Origin of the sequence: Sulfitobacter sp. DSM 110093 (genome assembly GCF_022788715.1) — a bacterium.
Lineage (GTDB): Bacteria > Pseudomonadota > Alphaproteobacteria > Rhodobacterales > Rhodobacteraceae > Sulfitobacter.
On the sequence record NZ_CP085170.1, the window covers coordinates 135,860 to 159,280 of the forward strand.

23 protein-coding genes and 2 pseudogenes are annotated in these 23,421 nt (G+C 57.6%); 18 read left to right on the forward strand and 7 right to left on the reverse strand.

All coding sequences use genetic code 11. The features are described 5' to 3' along the window. Positions 1 to 3: 3 nt before the first annotated feature. From DSM110093_RS20090 to DSM110093_RS20100, 3 genes are all read right to left on the reverse strand, one after another. A complete protein-coding gene (locus tag DSM110093_RS20090) occupies positions 4 to 927 on the reverse strand; it encodes an ABC transporter permease (protein ID WP_243268124.1) in 924 nt (307 codons plus the stop codon). Between the two features lie 10 nt (positions 928 to 937). Next, a complete protein-coding gene (locus DSM110093_RS20095) occupies positions 938 to 1,924 on the reverse strand; it encodes an ABC transporter permease (RefSeq protein WP_093928663.1) in 987 nt (328 codons plus the stop codon). Positions 1,925 to 1,985: 61 nt separating this feature from the next. Next, a complete protein-coding gene (locus DSM110093_RS20100) occupies positions 1,986 to 3,551 on the reverse strand; it encodes an ABC transporter substrate-binding protein (protein ID WP_243268126.1) in 1,566 nt (521 codons plus the stop codon). A gap of 200 nt (positions 3,552 to 3,751) precedes the next feature. Between DSM110093_RS20100 and DSM110093_RS20105 the strand changes: the two genes are divergently transcribed. Continuing rightward, on the forward strand, positions 3,752 to 4,447 hold the full coding sequence (locus DSM110093_RS20105) for a GntR family transcriptional regulator (protein WP_243268128.1): 696 nt from the start codon (positions 3,752 to 3,754) through the stop codon (positions 4,445 to 4,447). Beyond that, positions 4,447 to 5,844: an amidohydrolase family protein gene (locus tag DSM110093_RS20110; protein ID WP_243268130.1), complete on the forward strand. Its 1,398-nt coding sequence runs from the start codon at positions 4,447 to 4,449 to the stop codon at positions 5,842 to 5,844. Before DSM110093_RS20105 ends, DSM110093_RS20110 begins: the two co-directional genes overlap by 1 nt. 15 nt (positions 5,845 to 5,859) lie before the next feature. Here DSM110093_RS20110 and DSM110093_RS20115 read toward each other — a convergent pair whose 3' ends face one another. From DSM110093_RS20115 to DSM110093_RS20125, 3 genes are read right to left on the reverse strand one after another with little or no spacing between them, the layout of a single operon-like run. Next, positions 5,860 to 8,049, reverse strand: coding sequence for a xanthine dehydrogenase family protein molybdopterin-binding subunit (locus tag DSM110093_RS20115; protein WP_243268132.1), 2,190 nt, complete (start codon positions 8,047 to 8,049; stop codon positions 5,860 to 5,862). Continuing rightward, the gene (locus DSM110093_RS20120; RefSeq protein WP_243268134.1) at positions 8,046 to 9,032 is read right to left on the reverse strand and encodes a xanthine dehydrogenase family protein subunit M; all 987 of its coding nucleotides are present in this window, start codon (positions 9,030 to 9,032) and stop codon (positions 8,046 to 8,048) included. Before DSM110093_RS20120 ends, DSM110093_RS20115 begins: the two co-directional genes overlap by 4 nt. Beyond that, on the reverse strand, positions 9,029 to 9,535 hold the full coding sequence (locus DSM110093_RS20125; RefSeq protein ID WP_243268136.1) for a 2Fe-2S iron-sulfur cluster-binding protein: 507 nt from the start codon (positions 9,533 to 9,535) through the stop codon (positions 9,029 to 9,031). The genes DSM110093_RS20120 and DSM110093_RS20125 overlap by 4 nt, the downstream gene beginning before the upstream one ends. Positions 9,536 to 9,786: 251 nt before the next feature. Here DSM110093_RS20125 and DSM110093_RS20130 point away from each other — a divergent pair. The 4 genes and pseudogenes from DSM110093_RS20130 to DSM110093_RS20145 all read left to right on the forward strand — a co-directional run. After that, positions 9,787 to 10,410: pseudogene (locus tag DSM110093_RS20130) on the forward strand (IS30 family transposase); the annotation flags it as partial. After that, a complete protein-coding gene (locus DSM110093_RS20135) occupies positions 10,410 to 11,435 on the forward strand; it encodes an IS110 family transposase (RefSeq protein WP_243264639.1) in 1,026 nt (341 codons plus the stop codon). The pseudogene DSM110093_RS20130 and the gene DSM110093_RS20135, both read left to right, overlap by 1 nt. A 254-nt stretch (positions 11,436 to 11,689) precedes the next feature. Further along, positions 11,690 to 12,160, forward strand: a pseudogene (locus DSM110093_RS20140) (IS30 family transposase); the annotation flags it as partial. Positions 12,161 to 12,258: 98 nt separating this feature from the next. Continuing rightward, positions 12,259 to 12,426 (forward strand): hypothetical protein, encoded by a 168-nt coding sequence (locus DSM110093_RS20145; protein ID WP_243268138.1) that lies wholly within the window; start codon positions 12,259 to 12,261, stop codon positions 12,424 to 12,426. 468 nt (positions 12,427 to 12,894) lie between these two features. Here the strand turns inward: DSM110093_RS20145 and pcaQ are convergent, their stop codons facing one another. Further along, positions 12,895 to 13,830 carry a pca operon transcription factor PcaQ gene (pcaQ, locus tag DSM110093_RS20150; RefSeq protein ID WP_243268139.1) on the reverse strand — a complete coding sequence of 312 codons (936 nt, stop codon included), beginning with the start codon at positions 13,828 to 13,830 and terminating at the stop codon, positions 12,895 to 12,897. A 124-nt stretch (positions 13,831 to 13,954) separates the two neighbouring features. On the opposite strand from pcaQ, the gene pobA reads away from it, so the two are divergent. The 12 genes from pobA (at position 13,955) to DSM110093_RS20210 (ending at position 23,420) form a co-directional block, all read left to right on the forward strand. After that, the gene (pobA, locus tag DSM110093_RS20155) at positions 13,955 to 15,124 is read left to right on the forward strand and encodes a 4-hydroxybenzoate 3-monooxygenase (protein ID WP_243268515.1); all 1,170 of its coding nucleotides are present in this window, start codon (positions 13,955 to 13,957) and stop codon (positions 15,122 to 15,124) included. An 11-nt stretch (positions 15,125 to 15,135) separates the two neighbouring features. Next, positions 15,136 to 15,516 (forward strand): 4-carboxymuconolactone decarboxylase, encoded by a 381-nt coding sequence (gene pcaC / locus DSM110093_RS20160; RefSeq protein ID WP_243268141.1) that lies wholly within the window; start codon positions 15,136 to 15,138, stop codon positions 15,514 to 15,516. After that, the gene (gene pcaH, locus DSM110093_RS20165) at positions 15,513 to 16,256 is read left to right on the forward strand and encodes a protocatechuate 3,4-dioxygenase subunit beta (protein WP_243268143.1); all 744 of its coding nucleotides are present in this window, start codon (positions 15,513 to 15,515) and stop codon (positions 16,254 to 16,256) included. Before pcaC ends, pcaH begins: the two co-directional genes overlap by 4 nt. A 2-nt stretch (positions 16,257 to 16,258) precedes the next feature. Continuing rightward, positions 16,259 to 16,873: a protocatechuate 3,4-dioxygenase subunit alpha gene (pcaG, locus tag DSM110093_RS20170; protein WP_243268144.1), complete on the forward strand. Its 615-nt coding sequence runs from the start codon at positions 16,259 to 16,261 to the stop codon at positions 16,871 to 16,873. A gap of 7 nt (positions 16,874 to 16,880) precedes the next feature. Beyond that, entirely contained in the window at positions 16,881 to 17,717 is an 837-nt protein-coding gene (locus tag DSM110093_RS20175; protein WP_243268145.1) for a 3-keto-5-aminohexanoate cleavage protein, read from the forward strand. Further along, complete coding sequence (locus DSM110093_RS20180) at positions 17,717 to 18,160, forward strand: alpha/beta fold hydrolase (protein ID WP_243268146.1); 444 nt, start codon at positions 17,717 to 17,719, stop codon at positions 18,158 to 18,160. The genes DSM110093_RS20175 and DSM110093_RS20180 overlap by 1 nt, the downstream gene beginning before the upstream one ends. A gap of 61 nt (positions 18,161 to 18,221) precedes the next feature. After that, on the forward strand, positions 18,222 to 18,497 hold the full coding sequence (locus tag DSM110093_RS20185; RefSeq protein WP_243268147.1) for an alpha/beta fold hydrolase: 276 nt from the start codon (positions 18,222 to 18,224) through the stop codon (positions 18,495 to 18,497). A 423-nt stretch (positions 18,498 to 18,920) separates the two neighbouring features. Further along, complete coding sequence (locus tag DSM110093_RS20190; RefSeq protein ID WP_243268148.1) at positions 18,921 to 20,150, forward strand: amino acid ABC transporter substrate-binding protein; 1,230 nt, start codon at positions 18,921 to 18,923, stop codon at positions 20,148 to 20,150. A 28-nt stretch (positions 20,151 to 20,178) separates the two neighbouring features. After that, entirely contained in the window at positions 20,179 to 21,051 is an 873-nt protein-coding gene (locus DSM110093_RS20195) for a branched-chain amino acid ABC transporter permease (RefSeq protein ID WP_243268150.1), read from the forward strand. After that, positions 21,048 to 21,989, forward strand: a complete 942-nt coding sequence (locus tag DSM110093_RS20200; RefSeq protein WP_243268152.1) for a branched-chain amino acid ABC transporter permease — start codon at positions 21,048 to 21,050, stop codon at positions 21,987 to 21,989. Before DSM110093_RS20195 ends, DSM110093_RS20200 begins: the two co-directional genes overlap by 4 nt. Then, positions 21,986 to 22,714, forward strand: a complete 729-nt coding sequence (locus tag DSM110093_RS20205; protein ID WP_243268155.1) for an ABC transporter ATP-binding protein — start codon at positions 21,986 to 21,988, stop codon at positions 22,712 to 22,714. Before DSM110093_RS20200 ends, DSM110093_RS20205 begins: the two co-directional genes overlap by 4 nt. After that, positions 22,707 to 23,420, forward strand: a complete 714-nt coding sequence (locus DSM110093_RS20210) for an ABC transporter ATP-binding protein (RefSeq protein ID WP_243268157.1) — start codon at positions 22,707 to 22,709, stop codon at positions 23,418 to 23,420. Before DSM110093_RS20205 ends, DSM110093_RS20210 begins: the two co-directional genes overlap by 8 nt. Position 23,421: the final 1 nt, after the last annotated feature.

The window sequence follows — 23,421 nt, forward strand, 5'->3', positions numbered from 1 at the left end:
ACCTCACCGCAGTTTGGGGTTAAGCGCATCGCGCAGCCAGTCGCCCAGCAGGTTCACCGCCAGCACGAGGATCGCCAGTGCCGCGGCAGGGAAGACGACGACCCACCAGATGCCGGAGAACAGGAATTCATTGCCGATCTGGATCAGCGTGCCGAGCGAGGGTTGGGTGGGCGGCATGCCGACACCCAGAAAGCTCAGCGTCGCTTCGGTTAGCACCGCCATGCCAAGGTTGATGGTGGCGATCACCAGCACTGGGCCAAGCACATTGGGCAGGATATGCTTCATCATAATCGCCAGCTTGCCGGTGCCGAGGGTGCGGGCCGCCTCGATATATTCCTTGCGGCGTTCCACCATGGTCGAGCCGCGCACGGTGCGGGCGTATTGTACCCAGTTGGTCAGGCCGATCGACAGGATCAACACGATCAGCGCCGACTCTGCCTGCGCCGAACTGGGCAGGGCACCGCGTAGGATGCCATTGATTAGCAGCGCCACGAGGATCGGCGGGAAGCTCAGCAGAACATCGGCGATCCGCATCAGCACCGCATCGACGATCCCGCCGAGAAAGCCACCCAGAAGACCAAGCGCCACCCCCATCACAGCGGCGAGGATGACACTGGCGAAACCGACCAGCAGCGAAATCCGCATTCCATGCATGATCGACGACAGCACATCACGGGCCTGCGTGTCGGTGCCGAGGAGATAAGCGTTGCTGCCGCCCTCGACCCAGAACGGGGGCAATTCGCTGTCGAAGAGGTCCAGCTCTGCGATGTTGAACGGATCCTGTGGCGCGAGGCTTGGGGCGAAGATCGCGGTGAGGAACATCGCCAGCAGCACCAGCGCCGAGATGACAGCCACCCGCGATTTGCGGAAACTGTAGGTGATATCGCTGTCCCAGAAGGCGTACAGCATGGGCATGAAGTTTGACATAATCTGCTCCTCAGACGCCGCGGGCGGGCGTTCTTTCGGCCCGCAAGCGCGGGTCGGCGACGTTGTACAAAAGATCGACCAGCGTGTTGATGACGACAAAGATGAAGGACACCAGCACCAGATAGGCGGCCATGACGGGGACGTCGGTGAAGTTCACCGCCTGAATGAACAGGAACCCCATGCCCGGCCATTGGAAGACAGTCTCGGTGATGATGGCAAAGGCGATAAGGCCACCCAGTTGCAGGCCAAAGATCGTCATGACCGGGATCAGCGTGTTCTTCAACGCATATTTAAAATGCAGCATCCGGTTGGGAATGCCCCGCGCCTTGGCGAATTTGATGTAGTCGGCGCGCAGCACCTCCAGCATCTCAGCGCGCACCAGCCGCATGATCAGCGTCATTTGGAACAGCGCCAACATGATCGCGGGCAGGATCAGTGCTTTGAGGCCCGAAGTGGTGAGGAAACCCGTCGTCCACCAGCCCAGATCAACCACCGTGCCGCGCCCGAAGCTGGGCAGCCAGCCCAAGGTGACGGAAAAAACGAGGATGAGTAGGATGCCTGTGACGAAGGTCGGCACTGAGATGCCCAAGAGAGAGACCACCTGCAACCCCTGGCTCAGCCAGCCGCGCGGGTTTAGCGCGGTATAGATGCCCAAGGGGATGCCAAGCGCCAGCGCGAGGCTTGCCGCTACCAGCACCAGTTCGGCGGTGGCAGGGAAGCGTTCGGCCAGAAGGTCCGAGACGGGGCGGTTGTTGCGGTAGGATTGGCCGAAGTCGCCTTGGGCGGCATCGACGATAAAGCGCCCGTATTGTACAAGAACGGGGTCGTTCAGCCCCATCTTCTCGCGCATCTCGGCGCGGTCCTGAACGGTGGCATCTTCGGGCAGAAGGTTGGAAATCGGGTCGCCCAGAAAGCGAAACATCAGAAAGGCGATCGAGGCGACGACGAGCATCACCAGCGCGGCCTGAATGATACGGCGGATAAGAAAGGCAAACATGCTGGCCTCCGGCTGGCAAGGAAAGGGTGGCGGGCGTGGGGAGGTCGCCCGCCGGGGTAAGTTACTCGATCCGGGCGAGCCAGAGGCGCGGTTTATCGTCTGCGGTCTGGGGGATTTTCACCGCATCGCGGGCTGCCCAAGATAGGGGCTGCGCGTGCAGCGGCAACCATGCCACTTCATCGTCCGCGATGCGGAAGGCTTCGACCATCATCTCTTGCCGTTTTTCGGCGTCAAGCTCGGTGGCCACGGCTTTGGTCAGGCGGTCGACCTCGGGGTTGGAATAGCCGCCGGGATTCCATGTGCCCATCTGCCCGCCGGGGGTGTGCAGCATAGCTGAGAGGACCGAGTAGCCGTCAAGCATTGGAAGGGTTGCCCAGCCGAGCATGAACATATCCGTTTCATTGGCGCGGGCGCGTTCGAAATGGATCGCCTTGGTCTCTGCCGTGAGGTCCGCCTTCACACCAACCCGCGCGAACATTGCGGCCAGCGCCTGACAGATCGCCGTGTCGTTGACGTAGCGGTCATTGGGGCAGTTCATGTTAAAGCTAAAGCCTTCGGGATAGCCCGCATCGACCAGCATCTGCTTGGCCTTCTCGGGGTCATAGGCGGGGATCGCATCGACACCTTCGTCAAAACCCGGCACTTGCGGGGCGACCAGCCCACCTAGATTGCGGGACTTGCCGCGCATGATCTTGTCGCGCAGCAGGTCATAGCTGATGGCATGGACCAGCGCCTGACGGACCTCGACCTTTTGCAGCGGATTGCCGTCCTGATTGGGGTTGTTGGATTTGTCGGACATGTTGATGCCCATCATGATCGCGCGCAGGCCCGGCGCTTCGAGCACATGCATGCCGTCGGTGGATTCAATGCGCTTGGCGTCCTGTAGGGGGGAGGGGAAGATCATGTCGAGTTCGCCAGACAGCATCGCCGCTACGCGGGTCGCGTCGGAGTTGATCGGGTTCAGCTCAATTCGGGTCAGGTTGTGTTGCGGTTCGTCCCACCAATCGTTGTTCACCGCCAGCACTGTCTGCGCGTCGGGTGTGCGGGATTCAAACCGGAAGGGTCCGGTGCCATTGGCGTTTGAGGTGGTGTAACCCTCTTCGCCCTTTTGCGCGTCAATCGGGTCTAGCGCGTTATGCTCTTCCAGCCAGCTGCTGTCGAAGATCAGAACGTTTGTTAGAAAGTTGTTGAGCAGCGGGTTCGGCCCGTCGAGCATCAGATCAACGGTCATCTCATCGACCATCTTGGCATCGACCAGCCCGGCGATATTGCCGCGAATGGGCGAGTCCTCATGTGCCGCGCGTTTGACGGATGCCACCACATCCTCGGCCGAGAAGTCCTGCCCATCGTGGAACTTGATCCCTTCACGCAGGGTGTAGCGCACGGTGGTCTCGTCGATCTGCTCCCAACCCGTTGCAAGGGCCGGTTCGATCTTGAGGTCAGCATCATAGCGCACCAGCGCTTCATAGACGTGGTTAAGGAACGACACAGTAAAGCTGTCGGTCATCGAGTGCGGGTCAAGGCCGTAAAGATCGCCATTCGTGCCCAGCCGGAAGGTTTCGGCCTGTACGGTGCCGGCGCAGGTCAGCGCCAGTGCCGAGGTTAATAGAAGGTTGCGCGGTTTCATTATTATCTCCCTGTTCATGCTGCCAAGCGGGCATAGCGGGCCTGCAATACAGCGACTAAAGGCAGGCTGGCACGATTCCGATTTTCTGTCTACAATTATTGTTAACAATATTTGAACACACAAATTGCTTGCACAATATCGGGCATTTCGACGACAATTGCGGCAGATTCAGAAAAGAACATTTTATAAGGGGTCGGCAGGTGACGGAAGCAAAGCTTACGGAAAAGCAGATTTACGAACGGATCTGGAAATCCATCGCCGAGCGCCGCTTGCCGCCCGGCACGCGACTGAAAGAAGAGCGCCTGTGCGAGATTTTCGGCGTTAGCCGTCCGCGCATTCGCCGGGCGCTGGATCAGTTGACCCATGATGGATTGGTCAGTCACATCCCCAACCGGGGTGCCTTTGTCACGACACCTTCGGTTGACGAGGCCCGCGATGTTTTCTTTACCCGCCGAGTGGTGGAGCGGGGCGTGATTGAGGCTCTTCAAAAACACGGCGCCCAAGATAAACTGGCGGCGCTAGAGACGCATATCGCCGAAGAGCGCGAAGCGTTGGCCGAGGGGGACACCGCGCGGATCATCCGTCTTTCGGGGGCGTTCCACATGCTTTTGGCCGAACTTGCCGCTTCTCCGCATCTGGCCGATATTCTGCGCGACCTTGTATCAAAAAGCACGCTGGTCACAGCAGTGTTCCAACCCAAATGCGACGCACAATGCGGTCCGGATGAACACGCTGCAATCGTCGCAGCACTGGCAGCAGGCGATTTCGATACCGCCAAAACCGCGATGGACGCGCATCTAATAGAAGCTGAGCGACTGCTGGAGCTTGAGGCTTCAGGCGATGGCACCGGCCCGCAGGACGATGTGCTTGGCGCCGCATTGAGCAAGGAACTGTGATGACCACACGCGCGATAACTAACACCACTGCAATCACGATGGACCCCGCCCGCCGCGTCATCGAGAACGCAACAATCCTAATGGAGGCGGACCGGATTACCGCCGTTGGCCCTGCCTCAGAGATCAGTGTGCCGATCAAGGCTGAACGGATCGCGGGCGAGGATATGATAACGCTGCCGGGACTGATTGACAGTCATGCCCATGCGGGCCACGGGCTGACCCGCAACCTTGGTGGCGGGGATGGCGATGCGTGGTTTCAGGCCTGCGAAGACATCTATACCCGCGGCTCTACCCCCGGTTTCTGGCAGGCCGAGGCGCGGCTGTCTGGGTTGGAGCGGTTGAAGGCCGGGATCACCACCTGCACCATGCTGCTTGGCGGCGGGGCGGATCATTACCGCACCGATACGACCGAAGCGGGCGATCTGCACTGCGCCGCCACGCGTGAGATTGGCATTAGAACGATGCTTGCTGTCGGTCTGAACCGGCGGCCTTTCCCAAAGCGTTACAAAAGCCTTGATCTGACGCGTGACATCATGCTGTCATTCGAGGATCAAATGGCGGTTTGCGGTGAGTTGGCGCAAAAGCACAACGATCTGCTGGAAAGCCGGACCGGCATCTGCCTGATCATGCCCGTCTACTCCCCCGCGGAGGCCACGCAAGACCCCGACGAGATCCGCCAGATGTGCGACGCGGCCATGGACTTGCGCGAAAAGCACGGCCTGCGCTTTACCCAAGACGGGCACCGCGACGGTTCGATTGCGCTTGCTGAAAGCTTTGGCATCCTCGGTCCCTGGGCCTATCTATCGCATTCGGTTGACCTGACCGCCGATGATATGGAGGCCGCAAAACGCAGTGGCGCGTCTATTGTGCACAATCCGTCGGCTATAATGTCAGTGTTGGGCCGCTGCCCCGCGCCAGAACTGCGCGAAATGGGCGTGAACGTTGCACTTGGCTCTGACGCGGCGGCGCCGGATCGGGGCTATGACATGTTTCGCCATATGGCCCAATGCCTACACTATCACCGCCGTCACTTCCGAAACCCCGAGGTGATGATGCCGCTCGACGTGTTGGAAATGTGTACGATCGACGCGGCCAAAGCGATTGGGCTGGAGGGTGAACTCGGCTCGCTTGAAGTGGGCAAAAAGGCTGATATCGTCATGCTGGATCGACGCAAGCCGCATCTTTATCCACCGATGATGCCGCTGACCACGGTGGCGCAATTCGCCAACGCAGCAGATGTGGATACGGTAATCGTGAACGGCGAAATCCGTATGCAGAATCGCCGAACGGCGCTGGACGAAGGGGCGATACTCGACGCCGCGGCGCAGGAGTTGCACGCAGCTGTGGCCCGCTGTGATCTGACACATCTGCTGGCAGAGAATGGGGCAGCGGATTAGACCGCCCCATTCTATTTACATGCCCGCGATGACCTTATCCAAAGTGGCGGGATAATCGCGCACCCGCACGCCGGTGGCATTATAGATCGCGTTGGTGATCGCTGCGGCGGCCCCGCAGATGCCCAACTCGCCGATGCCCTTGGCTTGTAGGGGATTGGCCCAATCGTCGCGCTCTTCCAATAGATCGACGGTCAGCTGCGGTACGTCCGCGTTCACCGGGATATGGTATTCGGCCAAGTTGTGGTTGGCCACATGTCCGTCGCGCGGGTCAAAGGCCATCTCTTCGGTCAGCGCGATGCCGATGCCGAAAGTCATACCGCCCAAACACTGCGAACGTGCCGTTTTCGCGTTCAAGATCCGCCCTGCTGCAAAGGTGCCATGCATCCGCCGCACCCGCGTCTCACCCGAGGCGGCATGCACTGCGACTTCGGCGAAATAGGCGCCAAATGTCGCCTGCCGGACCGCCTCAGACGTATCACCCGGCTGCACATGACCCAGTTTGGCGATCTCATCACCGTTTAGGATCTCGGTCAGCGGGCGGGTTTGGTTGTCAGAAGTGGCCATACCATCTTTCAGCGTGAGGTCGCTTTGGCTCACCTCCAACCGTTCGGCCAACTGTTTTCGGATCGCTTCGCAGGCCAAATAAACGGAGGTGCCGCTTGACGCCGCTCCCCAAGACCCGCCCGAACCAGAGGCCGGGGGCAGGGTGGTATCGCCCAGCACCACGTCCACAGCATCACGCGGCAGGCCCAGCATGTCGCCGGTAATCTGACCAAGGATCGCATAGGTGCCCGTGCCGATGTCGGTCATATCCGTCTCAACCCGCGCACGGCCTTCGGGGGTCAAGGTCACCCGCGCTTGGCTTTCCATCAGTACGTTGATCCGTGCTGCCGAAGCCATGCCGTAGCCGATCAACCATTCCCCCTCGCGCCGTTCTTTGACGCCGGGGCGGTCGGCCCAGCCAAATGTTTCGGCACCGCTGTCGAGCGCTTCGAGGAAACGGCGGGATGAAAACTTCTTCCCGCTTTCGGGGTCTTTTTCAGGAATGTTGCGGCGGCGAAGCTCAACCGGGTCCATGCCGATCTGGACGGCTAATTCGTCCATCGCCCCCTCAAAAACGGTGACGCCGACCGCTTCGCCCGGCGCGCGGACAGACCCTGCGCAGAGGCGGTGCACCCGCGCCAGATCCATCGACATTTTGCGGCTCTCCCCGGCATAGAGAAAATGTGACGCCTGCAAAACCGGTTCGGCAAAAGTCTCTCCGGGGAGGTTCGAGACGCGCGCATCATGGCCGAGCCCGGTCAAACGCCCCTCTGCATCGGCGGCGAGACGTACTCGCTGTGTAGTTTCAGAGCGGCGCATCGTCGCCTCATAGACCTGCGGACGCTGCAAAGCGACCGACACGGGGCGGCCCACCTGTTTCGCTGCAATTGCCGCCGCGACCGCCTCGGGCGCGATCCCAAGTTTCGAGCCAAAGCCGCCGCCGACATAGGGCGACAGGATGCGGAGCCGGTCGGGGTGAATGCCAAGCGCGTCAGACAGCTCATTCCGGTTGTATTTCAACATCTGATAGCTGCCGCGCAGGGTCAGGTTATCGCCTTCCCATGACGCAATAGAGGCATGCGGTTCCATGGGGGAGCTGGAATGCGACGGCGTGGTATAAGTCACATCGACCGAGAATGTTGCGTCTTTCATAGCGCCATCCAAATCGCCTTGATCCAGCGTTTTCGCCTCTTGCGGCTCCACCGCTGCGGTGGCGGGGTCGACGGGCATGACCTCGCCGTTTTCAAGCTGCACCTGCAAGGACTGTGCCGCATGGCGGGCCTGTTCAAAACCTTCGGCCACCACCACGGCGATCAGTTGACCAAGGTAAGCTGCGTGTTGCGGCCCTTGGATCGGTGCTTTGTTCGCCGTGCCCTGCGCGGGATTGCGCAGCAGACGTTCATCTTGGATCACGGCCAGTACGCCGGGCATTTTTTCTACGGCATCACGGTTTGCCAAAACCACCCGCCCACTGTTGCCGGGCGCGCGGACCATGACACCATGCACCATCCCTTCAACTTGCCATTCATTAGCGTAGGTCGCGGTACCCGTCACTTTCAATGGCCCTTCAGGTCGGTTAAGCGGCGCACCGACAAGACCTTGGGCCATGTCATCAAGCCTGCGTGCTTTGGCAGGGGCGTCCATTTTAAACTGCTCGGTCATTGCTGTGCCTCCTGTGTCAGTTCGTTTAGCACCGACACCAATGTGCGGCGGGCGAGGGGGATTTTGAAATCATTCGCGCCATAGCCTTGAGCGTCGGCAAGCAGCAGATCAGCGGCTTTGTTAAACAGGTCTTCCGATGGGGCTTCGCCGGTCAACAAGGCTTCAACCTCGGCATTGCGCCACGGTTTCGGGGCAAGCCCGCCAAAGGCCAGATTGGCACGGGCAATCCGCCCCTCTTCCAGTTTGGCGATCCCGGCGACCGACACCAAAGCAAAGGCATAAGACGCCCTATCGCGCACCTTGCGGTAGGTTTGTTTTCCATCCACGGGGGCGGGCAATACCACGGCGGTGATTAACTCGCCCGGTTCCAGCACGGTTTCTTGATCTGGTCGGTCGCCCGGCAGCAGATAGACGTCATCAAGCGTAAGACGGCGCGTGCTGCCGTTTTCTTTTAACGTTTCCACCTCGGCTCCGAGCGCACGCATGGCCACGGCCATGTCACTGGGATGGGTCGCAATACAATGTTCCGACGTGCCGAGCACCGCCAGAATGCGGTTGAACCCGTCTTTCGCCGAACACCCTGTGCCCGGCTCGCGTTTGTTGCAGGGCATGGCGCGGTCATAGAAATACAGGCAGCGCGTTCGTTGTAATAGATTGCCGCCAGTGGTCGCCTTATTGCGGAGCTGACCGCTGGCCCCGGCGAGCAAAGCGCGGCTCAGCACTGGCCAGCCTTTGCGAATACGGGTGTCATTTGCCAGATCACTGTTGCTGACTAGCGCACCGATACGCAGCCCGCCATCATCCGTCTCTTCAATCTCTCCCAAGTCTAGGCGATTGATATCAATTAACGCCTCGGGTGCCATGACCTCTAGTTTCATCAGGTCTAGCAGATTGGTGCCTCCGGCGATGAAAGTGCCACCGCTGGCGGCCTGCCGCGCTGCGGCTTCGGAGGTGTCGGCACGGGTATAATCGAATGGTCTCATGCGTTCTCTCCCGCCGCTTTGCGGATCGCTTCGACGATGTTGGGATAGGCCGAGCAACGGCAGAGATTGCCGCTCATCCGTTCTGAAATTTCCTCGGCTGTCAACCTGGCTTTGCCGTCCAGATCATCGGTCACATGGCTGGGCCACCCGTCAGAGATCTCTTTGAGCATCGCAGTGGCCGAACAGATTTGACCGGGGGTGCAATAGCCGCATTGAAAACCGTCTTCGTTGACGAATGCTTCTTGGAGGGGGCTTAGATTGCCCGGCTGGCCCAGTCCTTCGATGGTGGTGACGTCATCGCCGTCATGCATACACGCCAGCGTCAGGCAGGCATTGATCCGGCGGCCGTTCACCATGACGGTACAGGCCCCGCATTGCCCATGATCGCAGCCCTTTTTGCTGCCGGTCAGCCCAAGATGGTGGCGCAGCGCATCCAAAAGCGTGGTGCGCGGATCAAGGTCCAACCGCTGCTCGGTGCCATTGATTGTCAGATTGGTTTCCACGGCAAATTCCTTTGGCTAAATGGGGCCAGAGGACGAAACCCTCCGGCTATTGGCTAAACCGGATTTAGGTCGGTGGGCTTAAGCGGCAAGCGGAGGGTGCGGTCTCAGTGTGGCGCGGGCGGGTTTCTGGAAGGCTAGAACAGCTTTTTATTACATAATTAGCATTATTGGATGTTCCTGCGGTTCGGGGGTGGATTCACAAATGAAGTGCGAATTCTGTATCAATACAGGACCTTGCATGGAGTTGATCAATGGGACGCTGCTACCCTCACCTAAACCTCGAAGAACGCCGCAAGCTGGCCAAATGGCTTGATGCGAAGATACCAATCAAAGAGATCGCCGACAATCTGCGTCGCGCGCCCTCAACAATCTACCGCGAGATCAGGCGGAACTTCTATCATGACGAAGAACTGCCACAGCTGAACGGCTACCACGCTGTGAACGCGCAGGACAGATACGAACAACGCCGCGCGGTGCATCGTAAGTTGATCCGATATCCTGACATCATGGCGGCAGTCCGCGACGGACTTGATGCGGGTTGGTCGCCTGAACAGATCGCGGGACGCATGCGGCAAGAGTGCCATCCCATGCGCGTCAGCCATGAGACGATCTATCGTTATGCTTACTCCAAAGACGGCCGTGCTGAGAAGTTCTATCGCCATTTACCAGAGCATCGCCGACGCCGCAGGCCACGCGGAACCCGCAGGCATCATGGGCGCAGATTTCTTGATGAAATTGCCATAGCCCATCGCCCCGAAGCGATAGCCGAACGTAGCCAATTCGGGCATTGATGGTGTGGATGCCCCACCCCTGAAGCGGCATCAAAGTGTGCCATAATGGTGATGTTGAAAGCACCAAATTGGAGGAAGCATCCATGAATGAAGTTACAATGATCGGCGTCGACTTGGCAAAGTCCGTTTTCCAGGCACACGGCGCGACGGCTACTGGTGAGCCAATGTTCCGCAAGAAACTAACTCGGGGTCAGTTCCTGAAGTTCTTGGGCGAACAGCCCTCTTGCGTGGTCGCAATGGAGGCATGTGCGTCATCGCACTACTGGGGTCGCGAGATCATGAAGTTGGGCCATGACGTCCGCTTGATCCCACCTATCTATGTGAAGCCATTCGTTAAGCGCCAGAAGAATGACGCAAACGACGCCGAGGCCATTGCGGAAGCGGCAGTCAGGCCCACAATGCGATTTGTTCCTGTCAAATCGGCTGAACAACAATCCCGTTCGATGGTCTTCAAGACACGGGATTTGTTTGTTCGGCAACGTAACTCCATCATCAATGCGCTGCGTGGTCATTTGATGGAATACGGGATCATCGCCCCTCCCGGTCGGAACTTTGTAAAGAAGTTAGCTGAACAGATTGATAGCCCGGATTGTGACCTGCCTTCAATTGTTATTGAACTCAGCCATATACACTTGGATCAGCTAAGTATCATTACTGACAAAATAGTTGCGATAGAGCGGCGCCTGAAAGAAGAATCGAAATCCGACCCAGAAACGATCCGATTGCAAACTGCGCCGGGGGTCGGACCTGTGAGTGCAATGGCGATCAAGGCATTCTCCCCGCCGCTAGAAGGCTTCAAACGCGGTCGGGATTTTGCGGCATGGCTGGGTCTGGTCCCGGTTCAGAAATCAACAGGTGGGCGGCAAGTGTTGGGGCGAACATCAAAGATGGGGCAACGCGACATCCGACGACTGCTGATCATCGGCGCCATGACCCGGATCAGATGGGCGATCAAAAATGGACCACCTAAAGGGTCGTGGCTTGAGCAAATGTTAGAACGCAAACCACGTATGTTGGTCGCAATCGCGTTGGCTAACAAAACAGCCCGAACCATTTGGGCAATGATGACGAAGCATGAAGATTATCGAGATCCGATCGCGACGGCGTAAGCCTGCAACGCTCGGTATGATGTGAGAAGGACATTGAGACAGTAAGGACAAATGATCGACCAGATCGAGGTTAGGAAAACCAGGCACTCCCAGAGAGCTCCGCGCTCGTGTCATTGATATGGACCCAACCTTCGCATCGCCATACCGGCCCGCGGCATGTGAAACGTCGCAAATTGAGGCCTGACACATGACCGTACCCGATCACATGTTTAAACCGTCAAATTATCTCTTGCATCAAAGCGGGCATCCACACATGGGAGTGCGATCTGGTGATGTTCCGCAAGGAGTTTGGGAAAGCGAATGTGACTTCGTTGGTCGAACGCGTGAGCCGGTTCGCTGTCGTTTTAAAGAACCCAGATCGTCAGTCAAAGCCGGTGATGGAAGGCCTGATTGATAGCTTATCTCCCCTGCCCGCTGAAGCCCGTCGCAGCATCACATTTGATCGCGGCACAGAGTTCACTGCCTGGCGGCATTTGAAAGCTGGGCTTGGTGTCGACGCTTGGTTCTGCGACCCCCAATCGCCTTGGCAGAAGGGTACGGTCGAAAACACCAACAACCGTCTACGCCGCTACCTTCCGCGAAAGGCTGATCCCACGGTGTTCACAGATCGATATTTAAGGTCGATCTGCGACCGTCTCAACAGCACGCCGCGCAAGTGTCTGGGGTATCAAACGCCCGCTGAAGTCTTCCGATTGAACCTGATGGAAAGGGTGACGTCACCCTGATAAACTGATCAAACAGAAATTGCGCTTCAACGTGAGTTCACAGGGGGAACACAAACTGCATCGGCGACGATGCCGTGTCAGACGAGATGAAGGCGTTCATGGCATCGGAAGATATCGATACGACGACGCTGCGCCGCGTGGTTGGGCGGACCCCCGGCCTTTATATGATCTCGCTCGACTGGGGCGAACACAGCTTTACCTATTGCGCGACACCTCCGCGGCGCGCTTTCTGGCCGACGTTATCCGATGACTGGAAGTTACGCTGAGCACTGCGCGCCACGTGCATTTCTCCGGGATCACCGTCGCGATCCTGCCCCCCGGCGGGCCGGGAACGTCTGTTTGATGCCCTTACCCGCGTCCGAAATGCGGGTAGCAGCGTGTCCTTCGACACCAATATTCGACGCCGCCTGTGGGACGACGACACGACCATGCGCAAAGCCCTTCTGCAGGCTGCCGCCGCCAGCGACATCGTCTTGCCTAGTTTGATAATGAGCAGGGCGTACCATCACCGATATCAGCTTGGATCACGGTTGAACCCCAGTGGGTTTCTCTGTGGTTCGAATTGATCGAAAACGCATGACGCGGCGATTGGTCTGCGCGGTGTCAGTCACGAATGTCGCCGGAAGCCTCATGCGCTTGACAGCTTTTTCATAAAGACTTTGGGGGCTATCACAACAGACTACAAATGGCAGCTTACATCAGCGTCGGAAATTCCGAGAATAAGTCATATAGCATCAGTCCCGTTCCAATGAAGTTTCTCGGCGGAGCGAAGAGGCATCTTGCGAAACTGCCCTGCTGAAGAGCCCTACGAGCGGAGACAAGTTCTCTTCGGAACGCGCCATGATGCCGACGGCACCGTCGGTCGGGCCCATGTCGATATCCAACGCGACAAGCCGACCCGCGTTCAGGTCATCCGCGACGACCCCGCGGGAAATAAACCAAACGGGCATTAGTGGGCCAAGTGTCATCGCCCGCCCGAACGCACCCGAGACACATTCGATCCGGTCCGCAAACAACGGCAAGCCCCGCGATAGCATAAGACGCGCCATCAAAGGGCGAATAGCAGAAGTTTCGGGCGGATAAATCACCAACTCATTTTCGATCTGATTCAATTGGGTCGCATCGCGTGCGGAATGATCCGGTGCCACCACCGCCACGACCCGCTCGTTATAAAGCGCCGTGAATGACAGGCCGCGCATGGTGTCGGCGGCTCCCAATCGCCCGATCACAAGGTCCAGATCTCCGCTGCGCAACCTATCAGTCAACAACCCATGCGCTCCTTCTTCGATATGCAGTATCGTATTCGGAGACTCCTGCCGAAACCGTTCAATGGCGGTCGGCAAGACCTGTGCTGAAACGCTGGGCAACGCACCGATTTTCAGCACAGCGCCACCTGCATCACTTAGGCTTGCGATACTGCTGATACCCTGTTGCAGCGCGGCGGTGCTTTGTTCGGCATATTGCAAAAAAACATGTCCCTCGGGAGTGAGCCGCACGCCCGCGCGGTCACGCTCCATTAATGAGACCCCAAGGATAACTTCGAGATCCCGCAGGGTTTTTGAGATTGCCGGTTGGGTTAGGTTCATTTGCTGTGCCGCACGTTTTAACCGCTTGGCGCGTGCGATCGACACGAACGCTTCGAGGTGTCGAAACTTGATCCTGCGGTCCATTTTTCTTTCCATTTTGGGCAACAAACCCTGACAGACTATCAATTTACTTCTCAAAAAGAAGCATCAGAATGATGCCAAACCAAAATGATTGTTGGAGTGTCACTGCATGAGTCGAACCAAAGCGCTGAGGACTCAGGTTGCAATCATTGGCGGCGGTCCGTCCGGGCTGCTGCTGTCGCAACTTCTACATACCCGCGGAATTGAAAGTGTCGTGTTGGAACGCAAAACCAAGGACTATGTTCTTGGCCGCATCCGGGCTGGCGTTCTGGAACAAGGGCTTGTCGGCCTGATGGAAGAAGCAGGCTGTGCAGAACGGTTGCATGCCGAAGGCTATCCCCATGATGGAACGCTGCTGTCTTACGGCAACGAGATGTTTCGCGTAGATTTCAAAGAACACACCGGGACGCCGGTCATGGTTTACGGCCAGACAGAAGTGACCCGCGACCTTTATGAGGCCCGAGAAAAGGCGGGCGGGCTGGTTGAGTTCAACGTTGAGGACGTGGTGATCCACGACGCAGATGGTGATGCGCCATACCTCACCTATTCGGTGAATAACGAGGACCGCCGGATCGACTGCGATTTCGTTGCCGGATGTGATGGGTTTCACGGCGTCAGTCGCAAGACGATCCCCGACGATGTACGGCGCGAATACGAAAAAATCTATCCATTCGGATGGCTGGGCATACTCAGCGAAACACCCCCCGTGAACCACGAACTGATCTACGCAAACTCGCCGCGTGGGTTTGCTTTGGCCTCCATGCGCAATGAAAACCTGTGCCGCTATTACATCCAGTGTTCCTTGAATGACAAACCTGAAGATTGGTCTGACGAAGCATTTTGGGCCGAGTTCAAAAAACGTATCCCCGCCGATCAAGCCGAAAAATTGGTGACCGGCCCAAGCATCGAGAAATCCATCGCGCCTTTGCGGTCCTTTGTGACAGAACCGATGCGTTGGGGTCGCTTGTTCCTATGCGGCGATGCTGCTCATATTGTGCCTCCAACCGGGGCAAAAGGGCTGAACACCGCGGCGTCCGATGTGCACTATCTGTTCAACGGCCTGCGTGAATTTTACGAAAAGAACAGCTGCGCTGGCATTGATGCCTATTCCACCAAGGCGCTCGCGCGGGTCTGGAAAGCGGAACGGTTCAGCTGGTGGTTCTCATCGCTCATGCATCGCTATCCGGATCAAACAGACTTTGACCATAAAATTCAGATTGCTGAATTGGAATTCCTGCGCAGCAACACAGCTGCGCAAAAGGCTATGGCCGAAAACTATGTGGGGCTGCCTTACTGATGGAGGATACGATGGGAAACAGATACGATATCGGAATGCAGACACGTCGCAAAGTTTTGGGCGACGCCCATGTCGACAAGGCAGAGGCCAGCAAAGCGACCTTCGACGCGCCCTTCCAATCGATGATCACCGAAGGTGCTTGGGGTACTCTTTGGTCTGACGATACGATCCCCCACCGTGAACGCTCTATGCTGACCCTTGCCCTGCTGGCAGCGACGGGCAACTTCGAAGAAATCCCGATGCATATCCGCGCCACCCAGAATACCGGAGCCACCCCTCAGGACGTGCTGCAGGCATTCATGCATGTTGCTGTTTACGCCGGGGTGCCAAAGGCCAATCATGCGATAAAGCTTGCCAAACAGACCTACGCAGAACTGGGAGTTGATATATGAACCACAGCACCCCACCAAAGCTGGGCGGCTTCGTTCCGCGTGATCGTGACTGGCAGCCAGAAGCCTTGACGCCAGCCTACAAGACCAGTGTCAAACGCAGCCCGCAGGCGGCGCTGTTGTCTTTCCCGACATCCCTTTCCGAGGAAACCTCGCCCGTTTTCGGCCACAGTATGCTGGGCGCGCTTGATAACGATCTGATCCACAACTTTGCTGCTGACGGGCAATCCGCCATCGGGCCGCGCATCATCGTGCATGGGCGTGTACTGGATGAAATGGGGCGCGGCGTTCCGGGGGCGTTGCTGGAATTTTGGCAGGCTAACGCGGGCGGACGATACCGCCATAAAAAAGAGGGTTACCTTGCCGCGCTGGACCCGAACTTTGGTGGCTGCGGCCGCACCATTACCAGCGATGACGGAACATACGAATTTGCCACCATCCAGCCCGGCCCCTACCCTTGGCCCAATGGCATGAATGACTGGCGCCCTGCGCATATCCATTTCTCCATCTTCGGACACGGCTTTGCCCAACGCCTAATTACTCAGATGTACTTTGAAGGTGATCCGCATATTCCGCTTTGCCCGATCGTGGGCATCCTCAAGTCCCAAGAAGCAATTGACGCGCTCACGGCCCCCTTGGACATGCACCGCACTGTTCCAATGAACAGCCGCGCGTTCAAATTTGACATTGTTCTTCGCGGACAGCGCCAAACCTATTTTGAGAACCGCAAGGAGGGACTTTAATCATGGTACAGAAGCTGAACTACCTCCGCGAAAGCCCCAGTCAAACAGCAGGCCCCTACGTTCACATTGGCTGCACGCCGAATTTCACCGGCATCGACATTTATGGCGGTGATTTGGGCACCACGATGAAAACCGGCCCCGTTCAAGGGCAGGAAATCACGGTCACCGGGGTGGTATACGATGGCACCGATGCGCCGCTGCGTGATGCGATGATTGAAATCTGGCAGCCGGATGCGGCAGGTCTTTTCCCATCAGCCAATGAAACACGCGGCACGCCTGATCCGAATTTTACCGGCTGGGGGCGATCTCCCGGTGATATGGAGACTGGCGAGTTCCGGTTTGAGACGGTGAAGCCGGGCGCTGTGCCGTGGCCCGATGGCCGGATGCAGGCCCCGCATATCACCGCATGGATCGTCGCGCGCGGGATCAACATCGGTCTGCACACGCGGATCTATTTTGCGGACGAAGATGACGCCAATGCCGCCGATCCGATCCTGTCCCGCATTGAACATCAGAACCGCATTCCGACATTGCTGGCCAAGAAAACCGGCACCGGCGCCTATCGGTTCGACATTCATCTTCAAGGTCCGAATGAGACCGTCTTCTTCGATATCTGAGGGCCAAATGACCAATCCCTGCATTATCTGCGTCGCAATCACAGGTTCGCTCCCGACCAAAGACAATAACCCGGCGGTGCCAATCAGCATTTCTGAACAGATCGAAAGCACTCAAGAGGCGTTCGAGGCTGGTGCAAGTATTGCGCATTGCCATGTCCGTGATGACGCAGGCAAACCGACGGCTGATCCCGAACGCTACGCACGTTTGAAAGAGGGCCTAGAGACCCATTGCCCCGGCATGATCATCCAATTGTCTACAGGCGGGCGGTCAGGTGCGGGGCGCGAACGTGGTGCTATGTTGAACCTTTCGCCCGATATGGCGTCCATATCAGTCGGCTCAACCAACTTCCCTGCTCGGGTTTATGAAAACGCGCCCGATCTGGTGGACTGGCTCGCCGCAGAGATGATCGTCCATGACGTGAAGCCCGAAGTTGAGGCCTTTGACCTGAGCCACATCCTCAAAGCCAAAGAGATGTTTGGCAAGGGCCAGATCAAAACAACGCCATACGTGCAATTCGTGATGGGCGTGAAAAACGCCATGCCTGTCGATCGCGACGTATTTGACTATTATATTCACACCGTTCATCGCCTGTTTGGCGCGGATGCACCATGGTGTGCGGCGGGGATTGGCCCTAATCAAATCGTCTTGAACGACTGGGCCATTTCGTCCGGTGGCCATGCGCGCACGGGTCTAGAGGACAATGTCCGGCTTGATCGCGATACCCTTGCGCCGTCTAATGCGGCCCTCGTGCAACGTACCGTCGAGATTTGCGAGAAATATGAACGCCCCGTCGCATCTTGGGCCGAGGCCCGAGAGATCCTAGGATTGCGAAAGATCGTTTGATGGCGTTTGTCACGTTCAACGGGGTCACGCATCACTACCGCTTTCGCGCGGGGGTCGGCACGCCTATCGTGTTCCTCAATTCCCTTGGGACCGATTTCCGCATTTGGGAGGAGGTAATTAACCATCTGGACGGGCAACCCCCCATTTTATGCATGGACAAACGTGGGCACGGTTTAAGTGATGATGGCCCTATCACAATGGACGATCTCGTAGGCGACGTGGCTGCGTTGATGGATCATCTTGATGTGAAAGGCGCGCTGATTTGTGGTGTGTCGGTTGGGGGTTTGATCGCTCAGGGCCTCGCGACCGCGCGGCCTGATCTTATCTCTGCGCTTGTGTTGTGCTGCACGGGCTCAAGGATCGGCGATGCAGAGGGGTGGAATGCCCGTATTGAAACGACCCAAACCAGCGGCATCGCCTCTATGTCCGGACGCCATACTTGAACGCTGGTTTTCCATAAGCTTCCGTCAAGATCGTAAGGCCGATCTTTCAGGCTACCGCAACATGCTGACGCGGACCTCTGCCAAAGGCTGTGCTGGCGTCTGCGGAGCGATCCGTGACAGTGACTTTACCCTAGTGAATTCCAATATAGGCGTGCCCACCCTCTGCATCGCGGGGACTGATGACCTTGCCACGCCCCCTGAACTGGTCAAAGCGCTCGCCCAGACGATCCCGAACGCGCGGCATCAAGAGATTGACAACTGCGGCCACCTGCCTTGCATTGAAGCCCCCTGCACTTTGGCAGATGCCATCAAAAAGATGCGCAGGGAACTGACATAACCGGCAGTTCTTACCGCCCTTGGCTGGGCAGGCGTTTCTGCGATGAAAAGGCTGCGGAGCTTTTGGCAGCAGGCCGCCAAATCGGCCAAATGCTCGCATCTGATAGCGCATCTCGACCAACTTTTCAGTGCCTTCAAACCCTATCTCCGAAACAGCCACGTAAGACCGCCGCGCTGGTTCTCGTGGGCGATCCTAACGTATGTACCATTTTTTATTGGCGAGAGTTCCCCAAGCTAAACCGCAGCAACCAATCTGTCCCTTAGTATGCCGTGTAAAGTGCAAATCATCCACCAATATGTCCATTCCGCTTTCTCGCTATCGCTTCTAGCGTAGTCTGACGAGCCATTCGTTCGGGTGAGGAGGCCTGCACAATTGCTCGAGTTGTCGGGACGCATAGTCCCTGACACCATAGGGAGAGAGAAAATGATTAATATGAACCGCAGGCTTGCCCTGCGTCTTACAGGTGTTGCCGCAGCGCTGCTTATGGGCGCCGCACCTCTTGCCGTAACCGCCCAAGACCGCACATCTGTTACAATTGGTTATGCCGTTTCAAAAACCGGGCCGAATGCCGGTGGCGCGGGTATTACAACGATCCCGAACTACGAGCTTTGGGTCAATGAGGTGAACGAAGCTGGCGGGTTGGAATTACCCGACGGCACGCGCCTTCCGATTGATTTGATTGAATATGATGACCGTTCCTCTGCAGAAGAAGTCGTGCGTGCGACCGAGCGTATGGCCACGCAGGATGAAGTTGATTTTATGCTGCCGCCTTGGGGCACCGGCTTTAATCTTGCGGTCGCACCGCTTTATGACCGCTACGGATATCCGCAACTTGCCGTGTCGGCAGTAACAGACCGCGCGCCTGATTTCGTAAAACGCTGGGACAAAAGTTTCTGGCTGCTGGGCGGCGGACATGACTATGCCAATGCTTTGGCGGATGTGCTTGGGGCCGCGTCCGCGGACGGCACCATCAACAGCCAAGTCGCGATGATTTCCGTGGCCGATGGCTTTGGCATCGACCTCGTGAATGCCGCCCGCCCCGCAATGGAAGAGGCAGGCATTGAGATCGTGTTCGACCAGACCTACCCCGCGGGCACATCCGATTTCACGTCGATCATCAATGAAGCCGCCGCAAGTGGCGCGGATAGCTTTGTTGCCTTTTCCTACCCTCCGGAAACCTTCGCACTCACCCAACAGATACAGGTTGCCGACTTTAATCCATCGGTTCTATATCTCGGCGTTGGCACCGGGTTTCCTGTCTACGGGGCCAATAATGGCGCAAACGCAGAGGGCATCATGAGCCTTGGCGGTATTGATTACAGCAACGACGAGACCATGGCCTACCGCGCCCGCCACGAAGAAGTAACCGGCCAAGCGCCCGATCTTTGGGGTTCTGTGATCACCTTCTCCAGCCTGCAAATGTTGCAGGAATCCATCAAGCGGGTGGGGCTGGATCGCGAAGCCGTCGCTGAAGAGTTGTCCACGGGCACCTTCCAAACAGCGGCGGGTGAGATCACGCTCGAAGACAACCAACTTCGCAATCTGTGGTTCACAGGCCAGTGGCAGGACGGGCAGTTCGTGGCCATAGCCCCTGCCGATCGTGAGGGAGCAAGCACTGTCATGCTGCCAAAACCAGAATGGCAAAGCCAGTAACCCCACAGCTAAAAAGCGGAGAACGTTTATGCTGATGTCGACACTTGTCGCAGGGCTTGTGCTGGGGGGGACTTATGCCCTCGTCGCAATGGGGCTCACGATCCAGTACGGGATCGCGCGCACCATGAATTTGGCCTATGGCGAGGTCACAATAGCAGGGGCGTTCGCTGCCTATCTGATTTATAATGTACTTGGGGTCAGCCCTATTTTGGGGCTGACGATCATCGCCCCCATTGGATTTGCATTTGGCTGGATAGTTTATGGCCTCTTGCTTCGCCCGCTGGTGGCGCGGTCTAAAAACACCGCCGCGCTTGAGATCAATTCGATCCTTGCAACCTTTGGCCTGCTCTTCGTCGTGCAAGGCGTGATGCTGGTCATCTTTGGCGGCAACTACACCAGCTATAATTTCATGAATTACGGGGTCGATGTACTTGGCACCCGCGTCGCCGCGAACCGACTGTTGGCACTATTTCTTGCGGTCACCGTGGGTGGCGGGCTCTACTTGGTGCTGACCCGCACCCGCTGGGGCACGGCCCTGCGAGCAGTCGCGGTGAACCCCGCCGCAGCACCACTGGTCGGCATCGACGCCAACCGTGCCGCGCGCTTTGCCTTTGCCCTTGGCGGAGGACTAGCCGCAAGCGGTGGTGTGGCGATCTCTATGTATCAGACCTTCACCGCGTCATCGGGCGTTGAATTTACCATGAAGGCGCTCATCGTGGTGATCATGGGCGGTGTCGGAAACCTTGCTGGCGCGATTCTTGCGGGTCTGTTGCTGGGCCTCGCTGAGACGTTCGTGGCGACCTACATCAGTCCCGGCCTGACCATTGCTTCGGTCTATCTGATCTTCCTTGCGGTCCTTCTGTGGCGCCCTCAAGGCCTGTTTGGAAAGGTAAGCCGATGAAACCCGTCTTGCTTTGGGGGGGCGGTCTGGCAGTCCTCATCCTTCTGGCCTGTGCGCCATTCTATGTTGGCCCTTATTGGCTTGGCCTATTAATTGGCTTGGCGGGCTATGTGACATTAGCCTCTGCTTGGGCGCTATTTTCGGGGCGCACGGGCTACGTCTCTCTCGCCACGGTCGCTTTCTTCGGAATTGGTGCCTATACCGTCGCGGTACTGAGCGAGAAGCTGCCCTATGCTCTGGTTCTTCTCATCGCCGCAGGGATCGGCCTTTTAGTGGCGCTGCTCGTCGGTTTGGCCACGCTGCGCTTGGCAGGTGTCTATTTCGTCATCTTTTCTTTCGGGCTGGCCGAACTGGTGCGCCAATTGGTGACGTGGTTTGAAACAACCATCAACGCGACCTTGGGGCGCTATATCTTTCTGCCGCTGGGGCCAGAACATATCTATTGGCAATTGCTTGCACTTGCCGTGGTGACGATTGGGTTGACGGCATGGATCGGCCGCTCGCGGCTCGGATTGGCGCTGAAGGTGATCGCCGACGACGAAACCGTCGCGGCCCATATCGGCATAAGCATCTCGTGGACGAAAATCGCGCTTTTCGCAGTAAGTGCAACGATCATCACCCTTGTTGGCGCCATCCAAGCGCCCCGTTGGACCTATATCGAACCCAACATTGTATTTAACCCAACGGTGTCCTTCATGACGCTGATCATGGCGCTGTTCGGGGGCGCGGGCCGCTTGTGGGGGCCTGCTTTGGGCGCGATCCCATTGTTCTTATTGTTCGAATGGTTGTCAGCCAATTTCCCCGACCACTATTCGATCCTCTTAGGGATCCTGTTCATCCTGATCGTCTTTTTGTTGCCGCGCGGCGTCGTGGGACTGTTCGAAGACTTGCTTCAAAGCAACCCCAAGCCATCCGCACCCAAGGAGCAACTTGAATGAGCGCCCTACTGGAAGTGTCTGGCATTACCAAACGGTTCGGTGGGCTGACAGCGGTGAATAACCTGTCGTTCAACGTGAACGAGGGCGAGGTTTTGGCACTGTTGGGGCCGAACGGGTCAGGAAAGACCACGATGATGAACATCATATCGGGCGCATTGGTAGCTGGAAGCGGGCAAATCAAACTTGATGGAACGTCGATCACCGGCTTACCGCCCCATAAGATCGCCGCCAAAGGCATCGCGCGTACATTCCAACTGGTAAAAGTTCTCCCATCGCTCAACGTGCGCGAGAACACCGTCGCGGCATTGGCCTACCGGCAGGATCACATCTGGGGCACCGCCGCCCATGACGAAGCCGATCGGTTGTTGGCTCATGCTGGGTTGGCAGGTCGTGGCGAGGAGATGGTCGAAAACCTCACCTACATCGATCAAAAGCGTGTCGAGCTCGCCCGTGCTTTGGCAGCAAAACCGCGGCTTCTACTGCTGGACGAATGGCTCGCCGGATTGAACCCGACCGAGTTGCGCGTCGGCATCGACATCATCGCAAAGCTGCGCGCCAGCGGCATGACGGTTCTGCTGGTCGAACATGTGATGGAGGCCGTGCGCGCGCTTTGCGAACGCAGTGTCGTGATGAGTGCTGGCCAAAAGATCGCCGATGGCCCCACAGCTGCCGTCTTGAAAGAACCCGAAGTTATTCGCGCCTATCTAGGGAATGAAGATGCTTAAAATCGACAACCTTTCGGTTGCTTATGGCAAACACAAAGCCCTGCAAAATGTGACTCTGTCTATGGAAAACGACGAGGTTGTCGTGATCCTTGGGGCGAACGGTGCGGGCAAATCTTCCCTGTTGAAATCCATCGCCGGTTTGGTGGCGCCCAGCACCGGGTCTGCCGCGTCGATGGATGGTCAGAGCCTCATCGGTTTGCCGCAACATAAGGTCGTTGATACCGGCATTGCGGTGGTTCCCGAGGGGCGCGGCATTTTCGGTGATTTGACCGTACGTGAAAACCTGCTGCTCGGTGCCCTACCCGCCCGTGCGCGCGCCAGTGAGCCCGCCAACCTCGACAAGGTAAGGAGCCTGTTTCCGCGGCTTGCGGAACGGGAACAGCAGATGGTTTCAACAATGTCGGGTGGTGAACAACAGATGGTCGCCATTGGCCGCGCTTTGATGTCGGAACCACGTTGCTTGTTGCTCGACGAGCCGAGCCTTGGTCTGGCACCTGTCCTTGTAGGCGAGCTGTTCCAGTCGCTAACAAAAATCCGCGACAGCGGCGTTGGCCTGCTGATTGTCGAACAGAACGTCAAAATCAGCCTCTCGATCGCCGATCGCGGTTACCTGCTCGAAGCGGGCCGGATCGTCGGACATGACACTGCAGAAAAATTGAAAAGTGACCCTGCCGTCCAGAATGCATTTCTGGGCAGCGCGGCCTAAT